Source organism: Streptomyces sp. LS1784, from assembly GCF_020103755.1.
Taxonomy (GTDB): Bacteria; Actinomycetota; Actinomycetes; order Streptomycetales; family Streptomycetaceae; genus Kitasatospora.
On the sequence record NZ_JAHSQD010000003.1, the window covers coordinates 43,673 to 63,213 of the forward strand.

The window sequence follows — 19,541 nt, forward strand, 5'->3', positions numbered from 1 at the left end:
GAAGATCCGCTCGCACTTCGCCCATATACCTGAGTCGGAGCTTACGCACAGTGAGAACATCAGCAAGACGGTCGGGCAGCCTGCTCGCCGCGGCACTCGCCGCGGTCGCGCTGGCCGCGACCGCGGTGGTGCCGGCCGCCGCCACCGGAGGGACACCTCCGCCCGGCGTGACGGATGCCCAGGACACCGCCGAGAGCCTGGCCGTCCACGAGGCCGCCCGCACCGGCAAGCCGGTCGAGGTGCTCGCCAAGCGCAGCGAGACCAGCGACACCGTCGCCCAGCCCGACGGCAAGCTGAAGACCACCACCTACGTCCAGCCCAGGCGGGTGCGCAAGAACGGCGCCTGGGTGGAGCTCGACCCGACGCTGCAGTCGCTGCCCGGCGGCGCCGTCGCCCCCAAGGGGTCCACCGCGGACCTGCAGTTCTCCGGCGGCGGCAGCGCGCCGCTGGTCACGATGGCCCGGGCCGGCAAGGAGCTGAAGCTCAGCTGGCCGAAGCCGCTGCCCAAGCCGGCGGTCAACGGCGCGACCGCCGAGTACGCGTCGATCCTGCCGGACGTGGACCTGCGGCTGTCCGCCACCAAGACCGGGTTCACCCAGGTCATCGTGGTGCACACCGCCGAAGCCGCGAAGAACCCCGAGCTGGACCAGCTCCGGCTCGGCCTGCACGGCAACGGCCTGACGTTCAGCCAGGAGGCGGACGGCACCCTCTCCGCGAAGGACCCGTCCGGCGGCGGCACCGTCTTCGAGGCGCCCGTCCCGGTCATGTGGGACTCCTCCAAGCCGGCCACCGCCACGCCGAGCGCCCCGGCGAACGCCCCGGCCGCCGCCCCCAAGGCTCTCAAGGCCGCCCCGCAGGCGGCTCCGCAGGCCGAGGCCGCCGCCCCCGCGCAGAACGCTCCCGCCGCCGGCCAGGACGACCCCGCCGCCGCCGGCTACGGCGACCTGCCCGGCGAGGGCGCCAAGATGACCCGGCTCAAGGTCGACCTGCCCAAGGACAGCCTGGTGCTGTCGCCCGACCAGGCCATGCTGGACGCCCCTGACACCGTCTACCCGGTGATGATCGACCCGGCGTGGAACACCCCGCACGCCGGCGACTGGGCGGGTGTCTCGCGCACCTACCCGAACCAGGCCTACTGGCACTTCACGTACAACAGCAGCTACGTCCACGACTGGGGCGTCGGCTACTGCGGCGACACCTCGCGGTGCGCGCCGACCGACGTGAAGCGGGCGTTCTTCCAGGTGCCCAACCCGTTCGCGGGCAAGCAGATCCTCAGCGCCACCTTCGGCACCTACGAGAGCTGGTCGTACTCCTGCGACGCCCGGCCCGTCGAGCTGTGGAACACCGGCTACATCGCCCCCGGCCTGACCTGGAACGGCCAGAACTCCTCCGGGTTCTGGGGCCGCTACCTGCAGACCATCAACACCGCGAAGGGCTGGGGCGGCAACTGCCCCGGCGGCTGGCTGGAGTACGGCGAAGACGGCGCGGTGCGCAACCTCGTCCAGGACGCCGCGAACTGGGGCTGGCCGACCATCACCTTCGGTCTGAAGGCCCAGAACGAGGGCGACACCCTCGCCTGGAAGCGCTTCACCGACGACGCCTACCTGTCGGTGTACTACAACCTGCGGCCCAACCAGATCCCGATGTCCGACATGACGATGTCGCCGGGCTCGGTCTGCCAGTACCCGGGCATCAAGATCAACAAGATGCCGCAGGTCACCACCCGGGCCACCGACCCGGACGGCGAGGCCATCGGCGTCCAGTTCGCGGTCGGCTGGGACGACGGCACCGGCCTGCGCCGGCGCTGGTGGTCCACCGGTTCGGAGGACGCCGCACCGGGGTGGGACACCTTCAAGGCCTCCGGCTCGATCTTCTCCTGGCCGCTGCCGACCAACCTGCCGCAGAACCTCCAGCTCGACTGGGAGGCCCGCGCGTGGGACGGCGCGCAGTGGGGGCCGTGGTCCTCCGACGGTGACCCGACCGGCTGCTACTTCATCGTCGACACCTCCGCACCGGACGGCCCGGCGATCACCTCGGACGCCTACCCGGGCTCCAAGGACGCCACCGCGGCGCTCCCGTGGACCGACGGCGTCGGCAGGAGCGGCTACTTCACCATGAAGTCGGCCGCCACCGACGTGGTCAAGTACCAGTGGGGCCTCGACACCTCACCGTCCGCGGCGAACGAGATCGCCACCAGCGGCGGCGCCGGCCAGAGCGTGCGCATCCAGCCGCAGACCGCCGGCGTGCACTTCCTCTCCGCCCGGGCCGTCGACGGCGCGGGCAACGCCTCGCAGCCCGAGACGTACTACTTCAACGTGCTCTCGGGCCAGACCCAGCGCGCCGCCTGGTCGATGGACGACCCGAGCGGCACCAGCGTCACCGGCGCCGGCGGCAACGTCGAGGCCGCGCTCGGGTCCGGCGCCACCCCGGGGGCGCCCGGCCACCTCAAGGAAGCCCTCGCCCTGAACGGCACTGCCAACGGCTACGCCGAGACCCAGGGCGCGGTGCTGGACACCACCCGCAGCTTCACCGTCTCCTCCTGGGTCCGGTTCGACGGCACCACCGGAACCCGCGCGGCGGTCAGCCAGGGCGGCCCGGACTACTACGCCTTCCACCTCGGCATCGAGAACGTCGCCGGCGTCCCCAAGTGGGGCTTCAAGGTCCAGACCGCGGCCGGCAACCAGGACGCGAGCACGATCGGCCTGCAGTCCACCGACCCCGCGACGACTGGCGTGTGGACCCACCTGACCGGCGTCTGGAACGCGGACACGCGCACCATCCAGCTGTACGTCAACGGCACCCTCGCCAAGTCGGCCACCGCGAACGCGGTCTGGGACGGACACGGCCCGCTGGAGATCGGCCGCACCCGCTGGAAGGGCCAGTGGGTCGACTTCTGGCCCGGCGCCATCGACGAGGTCAGGATCTGGGACCGCTCCCTGAGCCAGGCCGAGGTCACCGACGTGGCCGCCGACAAGCAACTCGCCATCGGCCGACCCGCCAAGGCGGTCTGGCACCTGGACGGCAGCGACGCCAAGCCGGCCGGCACCGCCGAGACCGACAACCTCACCGCCTACAACGGCGTCGCGCTCGGCCGGCCCGGCATCGCCGACAAGGCGATCCACCTGGACGGCGTGGACGACTACCTGCGCGGCACCCGCCCGCAGGTGGACGGCAGCCGGGACTTCTCGGTCTCCGCGTGGGTCAAGCTGCCCGCGCCGACCCCGGGTGACACCACCGCGAAGATCGCGGTCAGCCAGATCGGCCAGCACAACAGCGAGTTCTCGCTGTACTACTCCACCTACTGGAAGCGCTGGGCCTTCGGCCGCTACAAGGAGGACACCTCCGCCGACACCCTGGTCCGCACCTGGCAGCCCGACTGCACCCCGGGCACCCAGATCAACGGCGCGCCGTGCTTCGCCGGCACCACCGGCGAGTGGACCCACCTGCTGGGCGTCTCCGACACCGCCGCCAAGAAGCTGCGCTTCTACATCAACGGCTTCCTGGTCGGCGAGTCGGATTACACCCAGAACGCGCCGTGGGCCAACCCCGGCCCGCTGCAGATCGGTGCCGTCAACCGCGAGGGCGCCAACGGCGAGTTCTTCGGCGGCGACATCGACGACGTGCGGCTCTACGACCGCGTCGTCACCGGCCCGGAGGCCAGCGCCATGGTGCAGCAGCGCCCGCAGCTGGCCGGCCGCTGGAAGCTCGCCTCGACCACCGGCACCCCGGCCGTCACCCCGGACGAGGGCCCGGCCAAGGCCGGCGCCCAGCTCGGCGGCGGCGCCTCGATCAAGGCCGACGGCGGCGTGCTGCCCGTCCCCGGCACCCTGCTGCTGGACGGCTCCACCGGCTACGCGGCCACCGGCTCCGTCCCGCTGCACACCGGCCAGAGCTTCACCCTGGCCGGCTGGGCGAACACGGCGGGCGTCCCGACCCGGAAGATGACCGCCCTGTCCATTGCCGGCGCCAACAGCAGCGCGGTCACCGTGCGTTGGGTCCCCCTGGGCAACGACCCCGTCACCGGGCAGCCGTCCGGCCAGTGGGAGGCCGAGGTGCGCGACACCGATGCCAACACCGGTGGGACGCGCACCAGGACGGCGCACACCTCGGCCATCTCCGTCATGGAGAACTGGACCCACCTGGCGGTCAGCTACGACGCCTTCTCGGACCGGCTCGCCCTGTACGTCAACGGCCAGGTGGAGAACCAGGGCTGCGCGGACAACTCCACCGGATGCACCCCGCACATCTCCTGGGCCGCCGGTGTCCCGCAGCCCTACGAGGCCGGCGGGGGCGTGCAGTTCGGCCGGAGCAAGGACGCCGGCGCCTGGGGCGAGTACTTCTCCGGTGAGCTGGACGACGTCTGGCTCTACCAGGGCGTGCTGAGCCCGGCGCAGATCGGCAAGCTCGCCAACTACAACGTCGAGCTGGACACCTCCACCGGGGTCTGACCCCTCATCCTTCCGCGGGCCGGGCGGCTACCTGCCGCCCGGCCCGTGGTCTGCCATATCCACTTCCCTTTCGAGGAGTTGTTCCACCCATGAGTAGGAAGAGGTCGGTGCCTCGGCCGGCCCGGTCCAGGGTGTCCGCGATCATCGCGGGCACGCTGGTCGGGTCGCTGCTGCCGGCACTGCCACTGGCCGCCGTCGCGGCGGCCGCGGAACCGTACGCCAAGCCCTCCGCGGTCTCACCCGAGAAGCCGGTCAAGGGCTCGGACGCCAAGACCAAGGGCCGCAAGGCCGACACCACCGTCAGCAAGACGGACGGCAAGCACGGCGCGCTGCCCGGCGCGGGCAGCGCCACCGTCGACGTGCCCGGCGAGAAGGGCAAGGCGGTCAAGGCCGGCCAGCTGCCGGTCGCGCTCTCGTCCTCGGGCACGGCGGGCAAGGCCAAGGTCGAGCTGCTCGGCCAGGACGCCGCCGCCAAGGCCGGGATCAACGGCGTACTGCTGATCGTCTCCGGCGCCGACGAGAACAGCGGCCTGGCCGTCGACTACTCGTCCTTCGCCCAGGCCGCGGGCTCCGGCTTCGGCTCTCGTCTGAAGCTGGTCCGCCTGCCCGAGTGCGCGCTCACCACGCCCGACCTGCCCGAGTGCCGGGTGCAGACCCCGCTGCCGGGCGGCAACGACCCCGCGAAGCAGACCGTGGCGGCGGACACGCTGACCACGGCCCCGGCCGGGTCGATGCGCCTGCAGTCCGCGCCGGGCGCGATGGTGCTGGCCGCCACGGCCGGTACGGCTGGCCCGAGCGGCGACTACAAGGCGACGCCGCTGTCCAGCGCGTCGAGTTGGTCGACCGCGCTGAACAGCGGATCGTTCACCTGGTCGTACGACATGCCGATCACCGCGATGCCCGGCGGGCTGACCCCGAAGGTCGGTCTGAGCTACAACTCCGGTGCGATCGACGGCCGCACGGCCAACAGCAACAACCAGGCGTCCTGGGTCGGTGACGGCTTCGACCTGTCGCCCGGCTTCGTCGAGCGCAGCTACAAGGCCTGTGCCGACGACGGCGCACCGAAGACCGGCACCTCCAATCCGGGTGACCTGTGCTGGGGCACGGACAACGCGACCATCAGCTTCGCCGGGCACTCCGGTGAGCTGATCCCGGTCTCCGGCGACGAGTGGCGGCTCAAGAACGACGACGCGACGAAGATCGTGCGCGTCCGCGACACCGCCCGGGGCAACGGCGACAACGACGGCGAGTACTTCCGCGCCACCACGCCCGACGGCACCAACTACTACTTCGGCTACAACCGCCTGCCGAACTGGTCGGCGGGCAAGCCGGAGACCAAGTCCGTCTACACCGTGCCGGTCTACGGCAACAACGCCGGCGAGCCGTGCAACGGCGCCGACTTCGCCTCGTCCTGGTGTCAGCAGGGCTGGCGGTGGAACCTGGACCTGGTGGTCGACGCCCACGGCAACGACATCACGTACTGGTACACGCCCGAGACCAACAACTACGGCCGCAACCTGAAGGCCACCGACCGCACCCCCTACATACGCGGCGGGCGCCTGGACCACATCGAGTACGGCCAGCAGCAGGGCGACCTGTACTCGGCCACCGTCAAGCCGATGGGCCGGGTCGAGTTCGGCACCGCCGAGCGCTGCCTGGAGACCGCGGCCGGCGTGTGCGACCCGGCGAAGATCGACGCCAACCGGCAGTACTGGTACGACACCCCGTGGGACCAGAACTGCGCCGACGGCACCGACTGCACCGGCAAGTACTCCCCCACCTACTTCACCCGCACCCGGCTCACCCAGGTCGTCGCCAAGACCCTGCAGGCCGACGGCAGCTACGCTGCCATCGACACCTGGGACCTGAAGCACAAGTGGGGCACCGCCGACTTCGACTACCAGCTCCTGCTGGACTCGATCCAGCACACCGGCACCTCCGCCACCCCGTCCGTCTCGCTGCCGAAGACCACCTTTGCCTACAAGCAGCTGGCCAACCGGCTCGACAAGGTCGGCGACGGCCGCATGCCGTTCATCAAGCAGCGCCTGGGCACCATCACCGACGAGTTCGGCGGCCAGATCGACGTCAACTACTCGGCGCCGGCCTGTGACTGGAACGCCCTGCCGACCCCGCAGAACAACACCACCCGCTGCTTCCCGCAGATGTACCAGGCCTCGCTGGAGAGCCCGGTGACCACGGAGTGGTTCAACAAGTACGTCGTCGAGTCGGTCATCGGCACCGACCGCACCGGCGGCGCACCCGACATGGTCACCCGCTACAGCTACCTCGGCGACGCGGCCTGGCACTTCGACGACGAGGACGGCCTGACCAAGGACAAGCTCAAGACCTGGTCCCAGTGGCGCGGCTACGCCCGCACCCGGGTGCAGACCGGCGGCGTCGCCGCCATGTCCACCCAGTCCGACCACTACTACCTGCGCGGCATGGACGGCGACCGCTCCGACCCCGCCGACAAGACGAAGAAGCGCACCGTCACCGTCGACGACGGCCAGGGCACCACGATCACCGACGACAACGCCTGGGCAGGCTTCGAGTACCGCACCGAGCAGTACGACAAGCCCGGCGGCGCGGTCCTCGGCAAGACCGTCAACACCCCCTGGAAGAAGGAGACCGCCAAGCGGGTCCGCGACTGGGGCACCACCACCGCCAACATCACCGGCATCGCCGTCACCCGCGCCTTCACCTCGCTCGACAAGGGCGCGGGCAACACCTGGCGCGAGACCAGGAGCAACACCACCCGCGACGACTACGGCCGCTCCACGGTAGTGGAGGACCTCGGCGACGTGGCGGTCGCGGGCGACGAGAAGTGCACCCGCACCACCTACGCCGACAACACGGCCGCCTGGCTGCTGTCCAGCATCATGCGCGTCGAGACCGTGGCCGTCGGCTGCGGGAGCGACGTCAGCCGGCAGACGCAGGCCGACGGCACCTCCGCCGTCCTGTCCGACAAGCGGGTGCGCTATGACGGTCAGGCGTACGGCGCCGCGCCCACCAAGGGTGACGTCACGCTCGCGCAATCGCTCAAGTCGCAGACCGGCAACAGCGCGACCTACCTGGACAACGCGTTCACGTACGACGTCTACGGACGTACGCTGACCTCCACCAACCTGGCCTCCATCACGATCTACGACACCACCGGCGCCACCGGGCCGGTCACGTCGGCCTCGCCGGACGCCCGGACCACCACCACGGCCTACACCCCGGCCACCGGCCGGCCCGCCAAGTCCGTGGTGACCAGCCCGCCCGCCAAGGCCGGCGACACCACCACCACCCAGGTCACCACGACCGACTACGAGCCGGTACGCGGCCTGACGAACGACACCGTCGACGCCAACAACCGCCGCACCGACATCCAGTACGACGCGCTCGGCCGCACCCTCAAGGTCTGGCAGCCCAACCGCTCGAAGGGCACCGGGCAGAGCCCCAACCACGAGTTCGAGTACGCTGTCACGGACGGCAAGATCATCGCGATCTCCGCCAAGACGCTGAACAGCGACGGAACCCAGCAGACCGGGTACACGCTCTACGACGGCTTCGCCCGCGTGCGGCAGACCCAGGACCCGGCGGACAACGGCGGCCGCGTGCTGACCGACACCTTCTACGACGACCGCGGCCAGGCCGCCCTCGCCTACGCCCCGTACTACGCCACCGGCGCGCCCTCGACAACGTTGCGCAACGTCGACGACACCACCGGGGTGGAGAGCCAGACCGCCACCGCCTACGACGGCCTCGGGCGGGTCGTCAGCGTCACGGCCCTCGCCGGCAACGGCGTCGGCACCCCGCTCTCCAGCACGCTCACCGAGTACGGCGGCGACCGGGTCACCATAACCCCGCCCACCGGCGGCACCCCGACCACCACCATCTCCGATGCGGCCGGCCACACCACCGAGCTGCGCCAGTACAAGTCGGCGACCCCGACCGGCGCCTACGACGCGACCAGCTACGGCTACGACCCGGCGGGCAACCTCACCAAGCTGACCGACCCGTCCGGAACGGCCTGGACCTGGCTCTACGACCAGCTCGGCCGGCAGACCAAGGCGGTCGACCCGGACAGCGGAACCACTGTCAAGGCGTACGGCAGCCGCGGCGAGCTGGCCAGCACCACCGACGGCCGCGGCAAGACGATCGCCAGCGTCTACGACAACCTCGGCCGCCTGATCGAGACCCACGAGGGCTCGGCCACCGGTCCGCTGCTGACCTCGCAGGCGTGGGACCCGTCCGGCAACAAGGGCGTGCTGTCCTCCAGCACCCGCTACAGCACCGTCGGCGGCACCACCTACCAGTACAAGACCGCCTACTCGCTGTTCGACACCCTCGGCCGGTCCACCCGGACCACCGTCACCGTCCCGTCCGTCCCCGGCCAGGAGGCCCTCGCCGGCAGCTACGTCAGCGGGAGCATCTACCGCCTCGACGGCCTGCCGCAGAGCATGACCTACCCGGCGGCCGGCAACCTGCCCGCGGAGTCCGTCTCGTTCACCTACGACGCGCTGCGCCGGCAGACCGCCGTCGAAGGCATCGGCAAGTACCTGACCAACCAGACCTTCAGCCTCACCGGCAAGCCGTTGCAGTCCACACTCAGCAACGGCACTGCCGGCAAGGAGCTGTACGTCACCAACTCCTACGAGTGGGGCACCCAGCGCCTCGCCTCCAGCCGCACCGACCAGTACGGCGTCACCGGAGCCGTTCGCGCCGCCGCCTACACCTACGACCAGGCCGGCAACGTCACCTCGGTCACGGACACCTCGCGCTCCGGCACCGACCGGCAGTGCTTCCGGTACGACTACCTGGCCCGCCTGACCGAGGCGTTCACCCCGAACGGCGCCGGCTGCCCGGACAGCCCGAACGGCGCCGCCCTCGGAGGCCCGGCCCCGTACTGGACCAGCTGGACCTACAACACCAACGGCACCCGGGCCACCGAGACCCGGCACGACGCCACCGGCAACACCGCCCAGGACGCCACCACGACCTACACCTACCCCGCCGCCACCGCGGCCCGCCCGCACACCCTGACCGGCACCAGCACCGTCACCGGTGCCAACGGCACCCCCGTACCGGAGAGCTACGACTACGACGACGCCGGCAACACCACGGGCCGGCACCTCAAGCCGTCGGGCAACCAGACCAGCGACCAGGCCCTGACCTGGGACGTGGAGGGCCGGCTCGGCAAGGTCGTCGACACCGTCACGACCACGACCGGCTCCACCACGACCGCCACCCGGAGCACCGACTACCTCTACGACGCCGGCGGCAACCGCCTGCTCGGCCACACCCTCGACTCCGCCAACCCCGCCGCCGAGAACTGGACCCTGTACCTCGGCGGCACCGAGCTCAACCTCGTCAAGGGCGCGGCGAAGCCCACCGCCACCCGCTACTACGCGCTGGGCGGTGCCACGGCCGTCCGCACCGACGACAACCGGGTGACCTTCCAGGTCGCCGACCACCACGGCACCGCCGAGGTCGGCGTCGACGCCACCACCGGCGCCGTCGCCCAGCGCCGCACCAACCCCTTCGGTGGCATCCGCGGCACCGCCCCGTCCACCTGGGCCGGCACCCGGGGCTTCCTCGGCGGCACCAGCGACACCACCGGGCTCACCCACCTCGGCGCCCGCGAGTACGACCCGGCCACCGGACGGTTCATCAGCGTCGACCCGGTGATGACCATGTCGGACCCGCAGTCGCTGGCGGCGTACACCTACGGCGACAACAACCCGCTGACCCTCAGCGACCCGACCGGGCGCAACATCCTTGAGGGCCTGTTCAACTCCATCACGGCGCTCCTGAAGGCCATCCGGGCGACCAAGAAGGAACTCGGGATCAAGCACCCGATGGACAGGACGAGCGCGCACAACAACGCGCAGGAGGTCGCCGCCGGGGAGATCAAGAAGCAGGCGTCCAAGATGGGGGCGAACAAGTTCGAGGTCCTGCAGGGCGCCTCGGTTCCCCGGGCCACTAAGAAGTGCATGGACGACCCCTCGCTGACGGACTGCAACAACGGCTTCGTCGACATCCTCGGCCACGACCCCAAGAGCGACGTCTACTACGTGTGGGAGGTCAAGTCCGCCGGTGAGGCGTCCAAGGCCGTGCCGGAGGCCGAGTGGTACGTGAAGAAGCTGCAGGAGGACGGCAAGCAGGCGGTCCTCGGGTGGAGCATCGCCGGCCCCTACGACGTGCCCGACGGCAACATCGTGGTCGGCCCGGCGGAGGGTGCGGTGATCTACGGGAAGCCGGACAATCAGAAGATGAAGCAGCACATGCCCGCTTCCGGTACGGCGCAGCAGTCGCAGGCCGCACGGGTGCCCACCGCCACTCCCGGCCCGGCGCCCGGCAAGTACCCTGGCACCGCGCACCAGCCGGGTCTGGGGACCACGCCGCTGGCCGACAGCGGGGTGAGCATGGCGCCGCTGTTGATCCCGGCCGGGGTCCTCGTCATCGCGGGAGTCGTGGCAGGTGCCCCGGTGGAGGCCGGAGCCGCTGCGGGGACGGCGACGACCGTGGCCGTGACGCAGGCGCTGTTCGACCTGGCAGCATGACAATTCCGAACGGAGGAAGAGAGATGGTGTCTCTTGACGCGTGGACCCGACAGCACGTGGCGCCCGTGGCAAAGGAGGCCGGTCTGACCCGCAAGGGCCTGGTGTACCGCCTGGCCGCGGACAACGGCGACCACGCGCTGCTGGAGTTCCGGGCCCGACGCCTCGATCCGGCGATGGAGGTGTTCACGGTCAAGGCGTACATCGTGCCGGCCGCCTCCTGGGCGTGGAGCTACCGCAAGAGCTGGGAGTCCGCCAGGAAGAAGGCTCCGGACGCGTCGGCCGCCATCGTGCAGTGGGGCGTGATTCCACCGGAGCAGGCCGCCTACGAGCCCGACGACGTGAATCCGCTCAACCCGAACTGGGCGTACGGCGGACGGATCGACCCCGATGCCGCCGGCCAGGCCATGGCGGAGGTCCTTCGGGAGCACACCCTTCCGACCATGCGGCGGCTGCTCGACCGTGACGAACTGTTCACGGAGATCTGCAGTCCCAGCTTCGAGTTCCACCGCGGCCGGCCGCCCGGCTGGGCCCGGATGATCCTCCGGGTCGACGAGGCATCACCGGCCGAACTGGACGAACTGGTCAGCCAGGTCGAGACGGGATATCCGGTCGCCGACGAGTTCATCGCCTGGGCCCGGACCCGGGCCGCCGAACACGACGGATGACCAACGAGCGCCCGGCCGGAACCCCGGCCGGGCGCTCGTTCCGCATCCGGCCATCCACCGAGGGGCGGGGCTTCCGCCGGCCCCGTCGGGCCCGGAAAATCCGCTGGCGCGACACGCGCCGAACCTCGACCCTGGTCACCGTGCCAGAACCCAAGCATCGGATCCGCGCCCTCCACACCGCCACCACGGTGACCGTCTACCAGGCGTACTCGCCGGAGATCGGCCTGCCCGCCGCACGGGACGGCCGCTTCCCGGCGGCGTGGAAGAGGGACCGGATGACGTGGATCAAACCGTCGTTCCTCTGGATGATGTACCGCTGCGGATGGGCGAGAAAGGAAGGCCAGGAAACCGTCCTCGCGATCGAGATCACCCGCGAGGGCTTCGAGTGGGCCCTGGAGAACAGCTGCCTGTCCCACTACGAACACGGACTGCACCCCGACCGGGCAACGTGGAAGCGTGAGTTGAAGCGGTCCCCGGCGCGCGTGCAGTGGGATCCCGAGCGTGATCTGCGCCTGCAGCCGCTGCCCTACCGGTCGCTTCAGCTCGGCCTCGCCGGCGAGGCTGCTGCGCGCTATGCGGACGAGTGGATCGTCTCGGTGAAGGACGTCACCGCACTCGCGCACACCATCCACGCCCACGTGCGGGACGGGAACCTGGACGCCGCCCGGCAGCTCCTCCCGGCCGAAAGCGCGTACCCGTCCGGCGACACACTCCTGACCCACCTGGCCGGTTGAGTTCAAGTCAGTCCTGAACGGGGAATTCGCCGTCCTGGATCGCCGCGATGAAGGATCCCCAAGCCGCGGCGGGGAAGATCAGGGCCGGGCCATTGGGGTCCTTGGAGTCACGGACCGGGACGACGCCGGGGAGAAATCCGGGGGCCACTTCGATGCAGTCGCCGCCGTTGCCTCCGCTGTGGCTGCTCTTGCGCCAGACGGTCGCGTCGAGCTCGATCCTCGTCATCCATGAACCCTTTCAGCGCATCGGCGATCAGCGCAAGCGAGTCGGCCACTGGCAGTGCCGCCCCGTGAGCCAGATCATAGCTGCGGCGATGAGCCGCCACGATCGCCGGATCATCGCTGGCATGCCCGCGATCGAGGCTCTCGGAGTACACACAGGTCCGACCATCAGGCATCTCCAGCATCACCATGGACTTGTCGATGATGGCCTGCCGGCAACCGAATGGCGCAACCTGGATGATCACGTTCGGGAGTTCTGCGATAGCCAGCAGGTGCTGCATCTGGCGTCGCATGACTCCAGGCCCACCGAAGACAGTCCTGATGGCGCTCTCATCCAGAATCACCAGCAGAAGAGGCCCTTCCGGATCCAGGAATCGCGTCTGCCTCGCCAGTCGAGCCGCCGTTCGCTCCTCGATCACCTTTGGCTTCCCCGCCGCGTCGCTGACCGCGAAGACAGCCTCCGCATACTCGCGGCATTGCAGCAGTCCATGCATGACCGCCAGTTGGAAGATCCTCGCGGCCACCGCCTCGGCTTCCATGTCCACATGAGTCTGGAACCAGTCCGGATGCTCAACCCCAGCGTTCCAGTCCACCCGGTCCCAGAGCCGCTTCAGCGACCCGCCCGTGTCGAGCAACAGATCTGCCTGCACGACCATGTCCGGCGGCATGCGCCTCTGGCCGGACTCGTACCTTGTGATGTTCGGCCTGGTGCAGTGCAGCAGCTTCGCCAACTGCTCCTGCGTGTAGCCGGCCATCTCCCGGTAGAACCGCAGCTCTTCGCCGAAGATCCGCGCCGAACTGGCCGTCACTTCGCTCTTGAGTCGCCGGTGTGCCATGCCCGACCCCCTGACGTACCGCGTGTGCCTGGTACCCGATTTCGGCCATCACCGTATCTCCGCAGGCCGATCATTGAGACCGGAACGCAATCATCTGCATGCGTAGCGTGATTGCGCGCTCCCTTCGCACGCCCCCTCCGCCCCTGAGGTCCCCCCATGCTCACTGCCCGCCGCCCCCGCACGTTCGTCGCCCGCCTCGACTCCCGGGCCGAATCCACGCCCCTCGCACGGTACTTGCTCCGCGCCTACCTCTCCGGCCTGCCCACCGGCGAGCGCTACTGCGACACCGCCGAACTGCTCCTCGGCGAGCTGTTCGCCAACGCCGTCCAGCACTCCGACGCGCCCGCCGACCGGCACATCGAGATCCGCTTCGCCCTCGTCAACTCCCGCCTCCGGCTGGAGGTCCACGACGCCGGCAGCGGCCGTCCGTCCCTCCGGACCGCTGCGCCGGACGACGAGTACGGCCGCGGCCTGTTCCTCGTCGACGAACTCGCCGAACGCTGGGGCTGCGCCACCCGACCGGGCGGCATCGGCAAGTTCATCTGGGCCCTCGTCGCCCCCGCCCCCTCCCTCGTCACCGTCTGAAAGCCCAACCACGCCATGCACCTCGCCACCCTCGCCCGCCACGCCCTCTCCCGCGGCACCACCCCCGCCGCCACCTACGCCCTCCTCGCCCGCCGCACCCGCAAACCCCTCCCCTCCGCCCGCGCCGTCTGCCTCGCCCTCACCATCCCCCTCGCCGAGACCACCCGCCGCCTCGACGACTGCTACGACGCCCTCCTCGCCAACGCCCGCACGGGCTCCGAGACCGACACCGGCGAACTCCTCGAAGCCCTCGGCGTCTTCGACGTCCCCGCCTCCCTCACCACCACCGAACTCGCCGTCGTCGACCACTTCCTGACCGCCGTCGACGCCATGGGCGGCATCCGCCCCGGCCACCAGCACGGCCTGAACCGCTGGTTCACCACCGGCAACCTCACCGCCGCCTACCTCTCCCTCGCCGTCGCCCACCCCCTGCCCCGCACCGGAAACCCCACCCTGTACTGGACCACCCTCGTCACCGCCGGTGAACTCCTCACCACCACCCCCACCCCCGACACCCGCCTCAAGTACGCCCTCACCCACTGCCGCACCCAAGCAGCCACCCACACCTGACCCACGCCGCGCACAGGAAGTCGGCCCCACCGACTTCCTGTAACCCTCACCGGTCCCCCATGATGGTGATCATGACTGGTGAGCCCTTGTCCGTGCCCCTCGCCGAGCTGCGCAGATCGTTCGACGTGTTGCTCTGCCACGTGGAAGCCGCTGCGGCGGGCGATACCGTCGCCCTGGACGAGGACTACTTCTGGTCCATCCCCCCGGACAAGCTCTACGACGTCACGCGGGAGCCGGACGACCTCACGATCGGACAGCTCTCGGAATCCTGGCAGCACCTGAGGGACCTGCTCGCCGACCCGGATCGCGCGCTGAGCTACCACCTGACGTGGCTCGCCGACGTCCTGCGGGCCATCGCCCACGACCTGCCGGCGTAGTCCCCTCCCACCCCGCGCGGGAAGTCGGCCCCACCGGCTTCTCACGCACTTCCCCGATGCGCGGGCCGTCGGCCGGGTGAGCAGCGCGCCCCCGGAGGCCCCACCTCGCCTCTTCCTGCCGTTCACATGAACAGCGGGTCGGCCGGCTACGGCCAGGGGTAACCCACTTGCTCGGGGTTGTAACCTCCGCAGAGCTCGGCGGTGGCCCGGGGATCGCCTGCGGTCAGCTGCGCTTCAAGGCGCTCGGCCTGGTCCGACGGGTCGTCGGCGGAGATCGGGAAGGTCATCAGGAACTGGGCCCAGGGCAGCCATGTATCGGCCCGGTTTGGGGGATGGTTCAGGACGACGTGGATTTGATCGGGTTGCTCGCCCCGGGAGGCCCAGACGTCTTCCAACTCGCAGTCCCACCTGGCGAGCCAGTCCTCGCGCCCCCTCAGCCCCGCCTCAAGCAGCCGCCTGACCACTCCTGCCGGCCACTCCCAACTGCGGTCCTCTCCGGCTCGCAGGACCTCGGCCTCGTACTGACCCGTGGTGAACCGAAGCTCCGGCAGGTGGAAGTCCTGATTGGCCGGGTCGCGCCAGCCCTCCCAGACGACATGCTCCCCGTCACGCCTGACCGTCATGTACAGGGCACCACAGCACATCTCCACGCCACACCCGGACCAAGCGAGACGAACCTCGTGGGGCGTCGCAGTGGCATGCAACGGCCCGTCCCGGCCCAACAGATACCGGGGGCCCACTCCCGCGTACAGGGAGCCTCCCACCCCACCGGGGAAGGCGTCGGCCAGAAGGTCCCGGCCATTGACGATCGGGCGGACCTCGATGCCGCCCTCGCCGGGCGGTGGGCAGACGACGTTCAGGCTGAGAAGGTCCGGTTCTGTGGCCACCGGCCAATGATCGCGGAGCCGGCCTCAGCTGTCATGTGAATTCGCGCGGCCTCCGCTCAGGGCGGCAAGGGGCTCCGATGGGGATGGGGTCAGGGGGCGGTGAACGGTCGGCATCAACCCGTCAGGTTGCGGGGCGCCGGTAGGATCAGCGCTCCAACGAGGAGCGCGATGCGATCAGCAGGTCATGGTAGCGAGGGGCAGAAGTACGCTCTGACCTCGGATGAGGACGACGCCGACTTCTGGGGCTTTGCTCATGAGGCCGACGGGTTGTTCACGCCGCTGCCGGAGGAGGCGGGAGCACGACGAGTGCACCTCACGGGTTGCCTCCCGCAGGGCGGCCTCCTCAAGAGCCTTGACCACGTTGGCAGTCGTCGCGCCATGGCGGGTAACGCCTGGTTCGACGTCCTTGATGCCGACGGTGCCACCATGGGGTCCTACTTCGTCGGCGAGGTCACCGTCGTCGACGTCCAGCCCTCCCCCCGCGGAGCCGGCCTCGTCGACCTCACGGTGACGCTGTGGTGCGAGAACGCCCTGCCCGGGGCGGACGTCATGTGGGACCTGATCCGCATGGGGCGCCTGAATCGCACCGGAATGTGGCACGACCTGGACCGTGAGGACAGACGAGCGTGGCTGTCGGTGGCGCTGTGGTCCCATCAGTACCGACGGCGGAGGACGGTCGATACTCCCGTCGGCGAAGTGTTCACGCTGGACGGTCGGCACATCGTTGACGAGGACAGCTTCTACTGTGCGATGGGCGAGGCCGTCAACGGTCCTGGCGGATACTTCGGTTGGAACCTCGATGCTCTCGACGACTGCTTGAGAGGCGGCTGGGGTGCCACCCCTCCCTTCACGCTGCGGTGGGAGTCCTCGGCCGAGGCCAGGGCGGCTTTGGCCGAGCGCACGCCCACCAGCGACGGCACAGCATCGCTGTTCGACCTGATCGTGGAGATCTTCGAGGGCCGGGGCATCAGCGTGGTCCTGCGGTGACGGCTGGTCGCTCCCGAGGGTCGGCGGGCGGCGTCCCGACCGATCGCGGGCCGCAGGCCGCCGGCAGGGGACGGTCCGGTTCCCGAAATCGCCGTCAACTACACTCGGTTCACAGCGTGTGGCGATGTCGCCCACCCGTTGGGGGGGGCAGTGAGGTGGCAGCAGTGATCTACCGCAACCCGGAGAACGTGCACCAACCGGTCGCGGGATACACCCATCAGATCGAGGTCCGCGAACCGGCGCGATGGCTGGTGCTGTCCGGTCAGATCGGGATGCGGCCGGACGGATCGGTGCCCGCGGACCCGGTCGAGCAGATCGAGGTCGCCCTGGAGAACCTGCGGCGCAATCTCGACGCGGCCGGCATGGGGGTACGCGACGTCGTGAAGCTGACCTTCCTGCTGGTCGGGGAGAACGAGGAGGGCGAGCCGGCCCGGCGGCGCGCGGCCTTCGACAGCTGGCTGGGCGACCACAAGCCGGCCATGACGCTGCTCTACGTCTCCCGGCTCGCCTCACCGGCTCTGCGCGTCGAGATCGACGCGTGGGCCTGCCAGGACAACGGGGATTCCTGAGGACGGCGCCCGACCGCCGCCACGGCCGGGCGGCGGGCAGGTCCGTCCCGCCCGGCCCCCGCGCGCTGCGGCGCTCAGACCTGCTCGGGCGTCCCGCTCCGGCCCCGGAACGTGTTCCGGTACGCCTGGGGCGACACTCCGATCGCGGCGTGCAGGTGCTGGCGCAGCGACGCCCCGGTGGCGAAGCCGATCTCCGCGGCGATCCGGTCGACCGGCAGGTCGCTGGTCTCCAGCAGGTGGCGGGCGCGGTGCACCCGCTGCTGGATCAGCCAGCGGCCCGGGCTGGTGCCCGTCTCCTCCTGGAAGCGGCGGGCGAAGGTGCGCGGGCTCATGCGGGCGTGCGCGGCCAACTCCCGTAGCGCGAGCGGGCGGTCGAGGTGTTCCAGCGCCCAGGCCTGGGTCGCGGCGGTGCCGCTGTTTCCCTCCGGTGGCACCGGCTGTTCGATGTACTGGGCCTGGCCGCCCTCGCGCCAGGGCGGCACCACGCAGTGCCGGGCGACCTGGTTGGCGACGGCGCTGCCGTGGTCGGAGCGCACCACGTGCAGGCACACGTCGAGCCCGGACGCGGCGCCCGCCGAGGTGAGCACGTCGCCTTCGTCGATGAACAACACGTCGGCGTCCAGGTCGACTTGGGGGAACATCCGGCGGAACGCGGGAGCCAGGGCCCAGTGCGTGGTGGCGCGCCGCCCGTCGAGCAGACCGGCGGCGGCCAGCGCGAACGCGCCGGTGCAGATGGAGACGATGCGGGCGCCGGGGCGGATCCGGGCGAGGGCCGCGCGGTCCGACTCCGGCAGGTCGGCGGTGACGCGCTGCAGGGCGTAGGGCGGGATGACGACCGTGTCGGCGCTTTCCAGCGCCTCGGGCCCGTGCCCGACGGTGATCGTGAAGTCGGCGTCGGTCGCGACCGTCCGGTCGTCCGTCGCCGCGCACGTCACCACCTCGTACGCCCCCGGCACCCCGGGGAAGACCCGGTTGGGGATGCCCAGTTCGAAGGGGTACACGCCGTCCAGGGCGAGGACGACGACGCGGTGCGGCGGCCGGTCGCGGAGGCCGCAGGGTTCCATCGCAGGCATGGCACGATCCTATCGGTCTTTGGCAATCCTGCCATTTCCCAGGTCAGGGCCGGGGCCGCACGCTTGATCCATGACCACGAACACGATGCGAGCCATCACCCAGACCTCCTTCGGCGGCCCGGACGTCCTCCACGAGGCCGAGGTCGAACGCCCCGCACCCGGCGTCGGCGAGATCCTCGTGGCCGTCCACGCCGCCGGGGTCAACCCCACCGACTGGAAGCACCGCGACCGCGAGATCTTCCTCGGACAGCCCCCGTTCACGCTCGGCTGGGACGCCTCCGGCGTCGTCGAGGCGGTCGGCCTCGGCGTCTCGCTCTTCGCGCCGGGCGACGAGGTGTTCGGCATGCTGCCGTACCCGTACGGAGCCGGTTCGCACGCCGAGTACGTCACCGGTCCCGCCCGGGCCTTCGCGCCCAAGCCCGCCGCGCTGTCCCACACCGAGGCCGGCGCCCTTCCGCTGGTGGCGCTCACCGCCTGGCAGGCCCTCGTCGACACCGCCCGGGTCCGGCCGGGGCAGCGGGTGCTGGTGCACGCGGCGGCCGGCGGCGTGGGGCACGTCGCCGTGCAGATCGCCAAGGCGCGCGGCGCGTACGTCATCGGCACCGCATCCGCGGCCAAGCACGACTTCATCCGCGGCCTGGGCGCGGACGAGGTCATCGACTACCGCACCGCCGACTTCGTGAAGGAGGCCCGCGACATCGACGTGGTTCTCGACCCGCTCGGCGGGGAGGACCGGCTGCGCTCCCTGGAGACGCTCCGGCCGGGCGGCGTCCTGGTGTCGATCCTGCCGCACGACCTCGACGAAGTGACCGCACGGGCAGCCGAGTTGGGCGTGAGGGCGAAGGCCATGCTGGTCGAGCACGACCAGGCGGGCATGGCCGCGATCGCCGCACTCGCCGAGTCCGGGCAGCTGCGCGTGCACGTCTCCGGCACCTACCCGCTCGCCGAGGCGGCGAAGGCCCACACGGAGGGCGAGACCGGCCGGGTCACGGGGAAGCTGGTGCTCACCGTCCGCCCGTAACGGCCCCCACCAGACCGCA

The 19,541-nt window shown here is 70.6% G+C and carries 14 protein-coding genes; 10 read left to right on the forward strand and 4 right to left on the reverse strand.

What is annotated here, in order from left to right; translation table 11 throughout:
* Nucleotides 1-50: 50 nt before the first annotated feature.
* From KS423_RS47835 to KS423_RS00945, 4 genes are all read left to right on the forward strand, one after another.
* Nucleotides 51-4,448: a LamG-like jellyroll fold domain-containing protein gene (locus tag KS423_RS47835; protein WP_224273646.1), complete on the forward strand. Its 4,398-nt coding sequence runs from the start codon at nt 51-53 to the stop codon at nt 4,446-4,448.
* Between the two features lie 89 nt (nt 4,449-4,537).
* Nucleotides 4,538-10,996, forward strand: a complete 6,459-nt coding sequence (locus tag KS423_RS00935) for an RHS repeat domain-containing protein (protein ID WP_224273648.1) — start codon at nt 4,538-4,540, stop codon at nt 10,994-10,996.
* A 23-nt stretch (nt 10,997-11,019) separates the two neighbouring features.
* On the forward strand, nt 11,020-11,661 hold the full coding sequence (locus tag KS423_RS00940; protein WP_224273649.1) for a hypothetical protein: 642 nt from the start codon (nt 11,020-11,022) through the stop codon (nt 11,659-11,661).
* Between the two features lie 140 nt (nt 11,662-11,801).
* A complete protein-coding gene (locus KS423_RS00945) occupies nt 11,802-12,395 on the forward strand; it encodes a DUF4291 domain-containing protein (protein ID WP_224273653.1) in 594 nt (197 codons plus the stop codon).
* Nucleotides 12,396-12,402: 7 nt separating this feature from the next.
* Here KS423_RS00945 and KS423_RS47840 read toward each other — a convergent pair whose 3' ends face one another.
* Both KS423_RS47840 and KS423_RS00955 read right to left on the reverse strand, forming a co-directional pair.
* Nucleotides 12,403-12,543: a DUF397 domain-containing protein gene (locus KS423_RS47840; RefSeq protein WP_308020115.1), complete on the reverse strand. Its 141-nt coding sequence runs from the start codon at nt 12,541-12,543 to the stop codon at nt 12,403-12,405.
* Nucleotides 12,503-13,453: a helix-turn-helix transcriptional regulator gene (locus KS423_RS00955; protein ID WP_308020116.1), complete on the reverse strand. Its 951-nt coding sequence runs from the start codon at nt 13,451-13,453 to the stop codon at nt 12,503-12,505. The genes KS423_RS47840 and KS423_RS00955 overlap by 41 nt, the downstream gene beginning before the upstream one ends.
* 156 nt (nt 13,454-13,609) lie before the next feature.
* Between KS423_RS00955 and KS423_RS00960 the strand changes: the two genes are divergently transcribed.
* The 3 genes from KS423_RS00960 (at nt 13,610) to KS423_RS00970 (ending at nt 14,985) form a co-directional block, all read left to right on the forward strand.
* A complete protein-coding gene (locus KS423_RS00960) occupies nt 13,610-14,038 on the forward strand; it encodes an ATP-binding protein (protein ID WP_224273657.1) in 429 nt (142 codons plus the stop codon).
* 15 nt (nt 14,039-14,053) lie between these two features.
* Nucleotides 14,054-14,608: a hypothetical protein gene (locus KS423_RS00965; protein ID WP_224273659.1), complete on the forward strand. Its 555-nt coding sequence runs from the start codon at nt 14,054-14,056 to the stop codon at nt 14,606-14,608.
* 71 nt (nt 14,609-14,679) lie between these two features.
* Entirely contained in the window at nt 14,680-14,985 is a 306-nt protein-coding gene (locus tag KS423_RS00970; protein ID WP_224273661.1) for a hypothetical protein, read from the forward strand.
* Between the two features lie 146 nt (nt 14,986-15,131).
* On the opposite strand, the gene KS423_RS00975 is transcribed toward KS423_RS00970, so the two are convergent.
* Complete coding sequence (locus tag KS423_RS00975) at nt 15,132-15,872, reverse strand: hypothetical protein (RefSeq protein ID WP_224273663.1); 741 nt, start codon at nt 15,870-15,872, stop codon at nt 15,132-15,134.
* Nucleotides 15,873-16,040: 168 nt separating this feature from the next.
* On the opposite strand from KS423_RS00975, the gene KS423_RS00980 reads away from it, so the two are divergent.
* Together KS423_RS00980 and KS423_RS00985 are read left to right on the forward strand one after the other, a co-directional pair.
* Nucleotides 16,041-16,859, forward strand: a complete 819-nt coding sequence (locus KS423_RS00980; protein WP_224273670.1) for a barstar family protein — start codon at nt 16,041-16,043, stop codon at nt 16,857-16,859.
* Between the two features lie 155 nt (nt 16,860-17,014).
* Nucleotides 17,015-17,428, forward strand: coding sequence for a RidA family protein (locus KS423_RS00985; protein ID WP_224273671.1), 414 nt, complete (start codon nt 17,015-17,017; stop codon nt 17,426-17,428).
* Nucleotides 17,429-17,502: 74 nt separating this feature from the next.
* On the opposite strand, the gene KS423_RS00990 is transcribed toward KS423_RS00985, so the two are convergent.
* Nucleotides 17,503-18,501 (reverse strand): GlxA family transcriptional regulator, encoded by a 999-nt coding sequence (locus KS423_RS00990; protein ID WP_224273673.1) that lies wholly within the window; start codon nt 18,499-18,501, stop codon nt 17,503-17,505.
* A 70-nt stretch (nt 18,502-18,571) separates the two neighbouring features.
* Here KS423_RS00990 and KS423_RS00995 point away from each other — a divergent pair, with 70 nt between their 5' ends.
* Entirely contained in the window at nt 18,572-19,522 is a 951-nt protein-coding gene (locus tag KS423_RS00995) for an NADP-dependent oxidoreductase (RefSeq protein ID WP_224273680.1), read from the forward strand.
* The last annotated feature ends 19 nt before the right edge of the window (nt 19,523-19,541 follow it).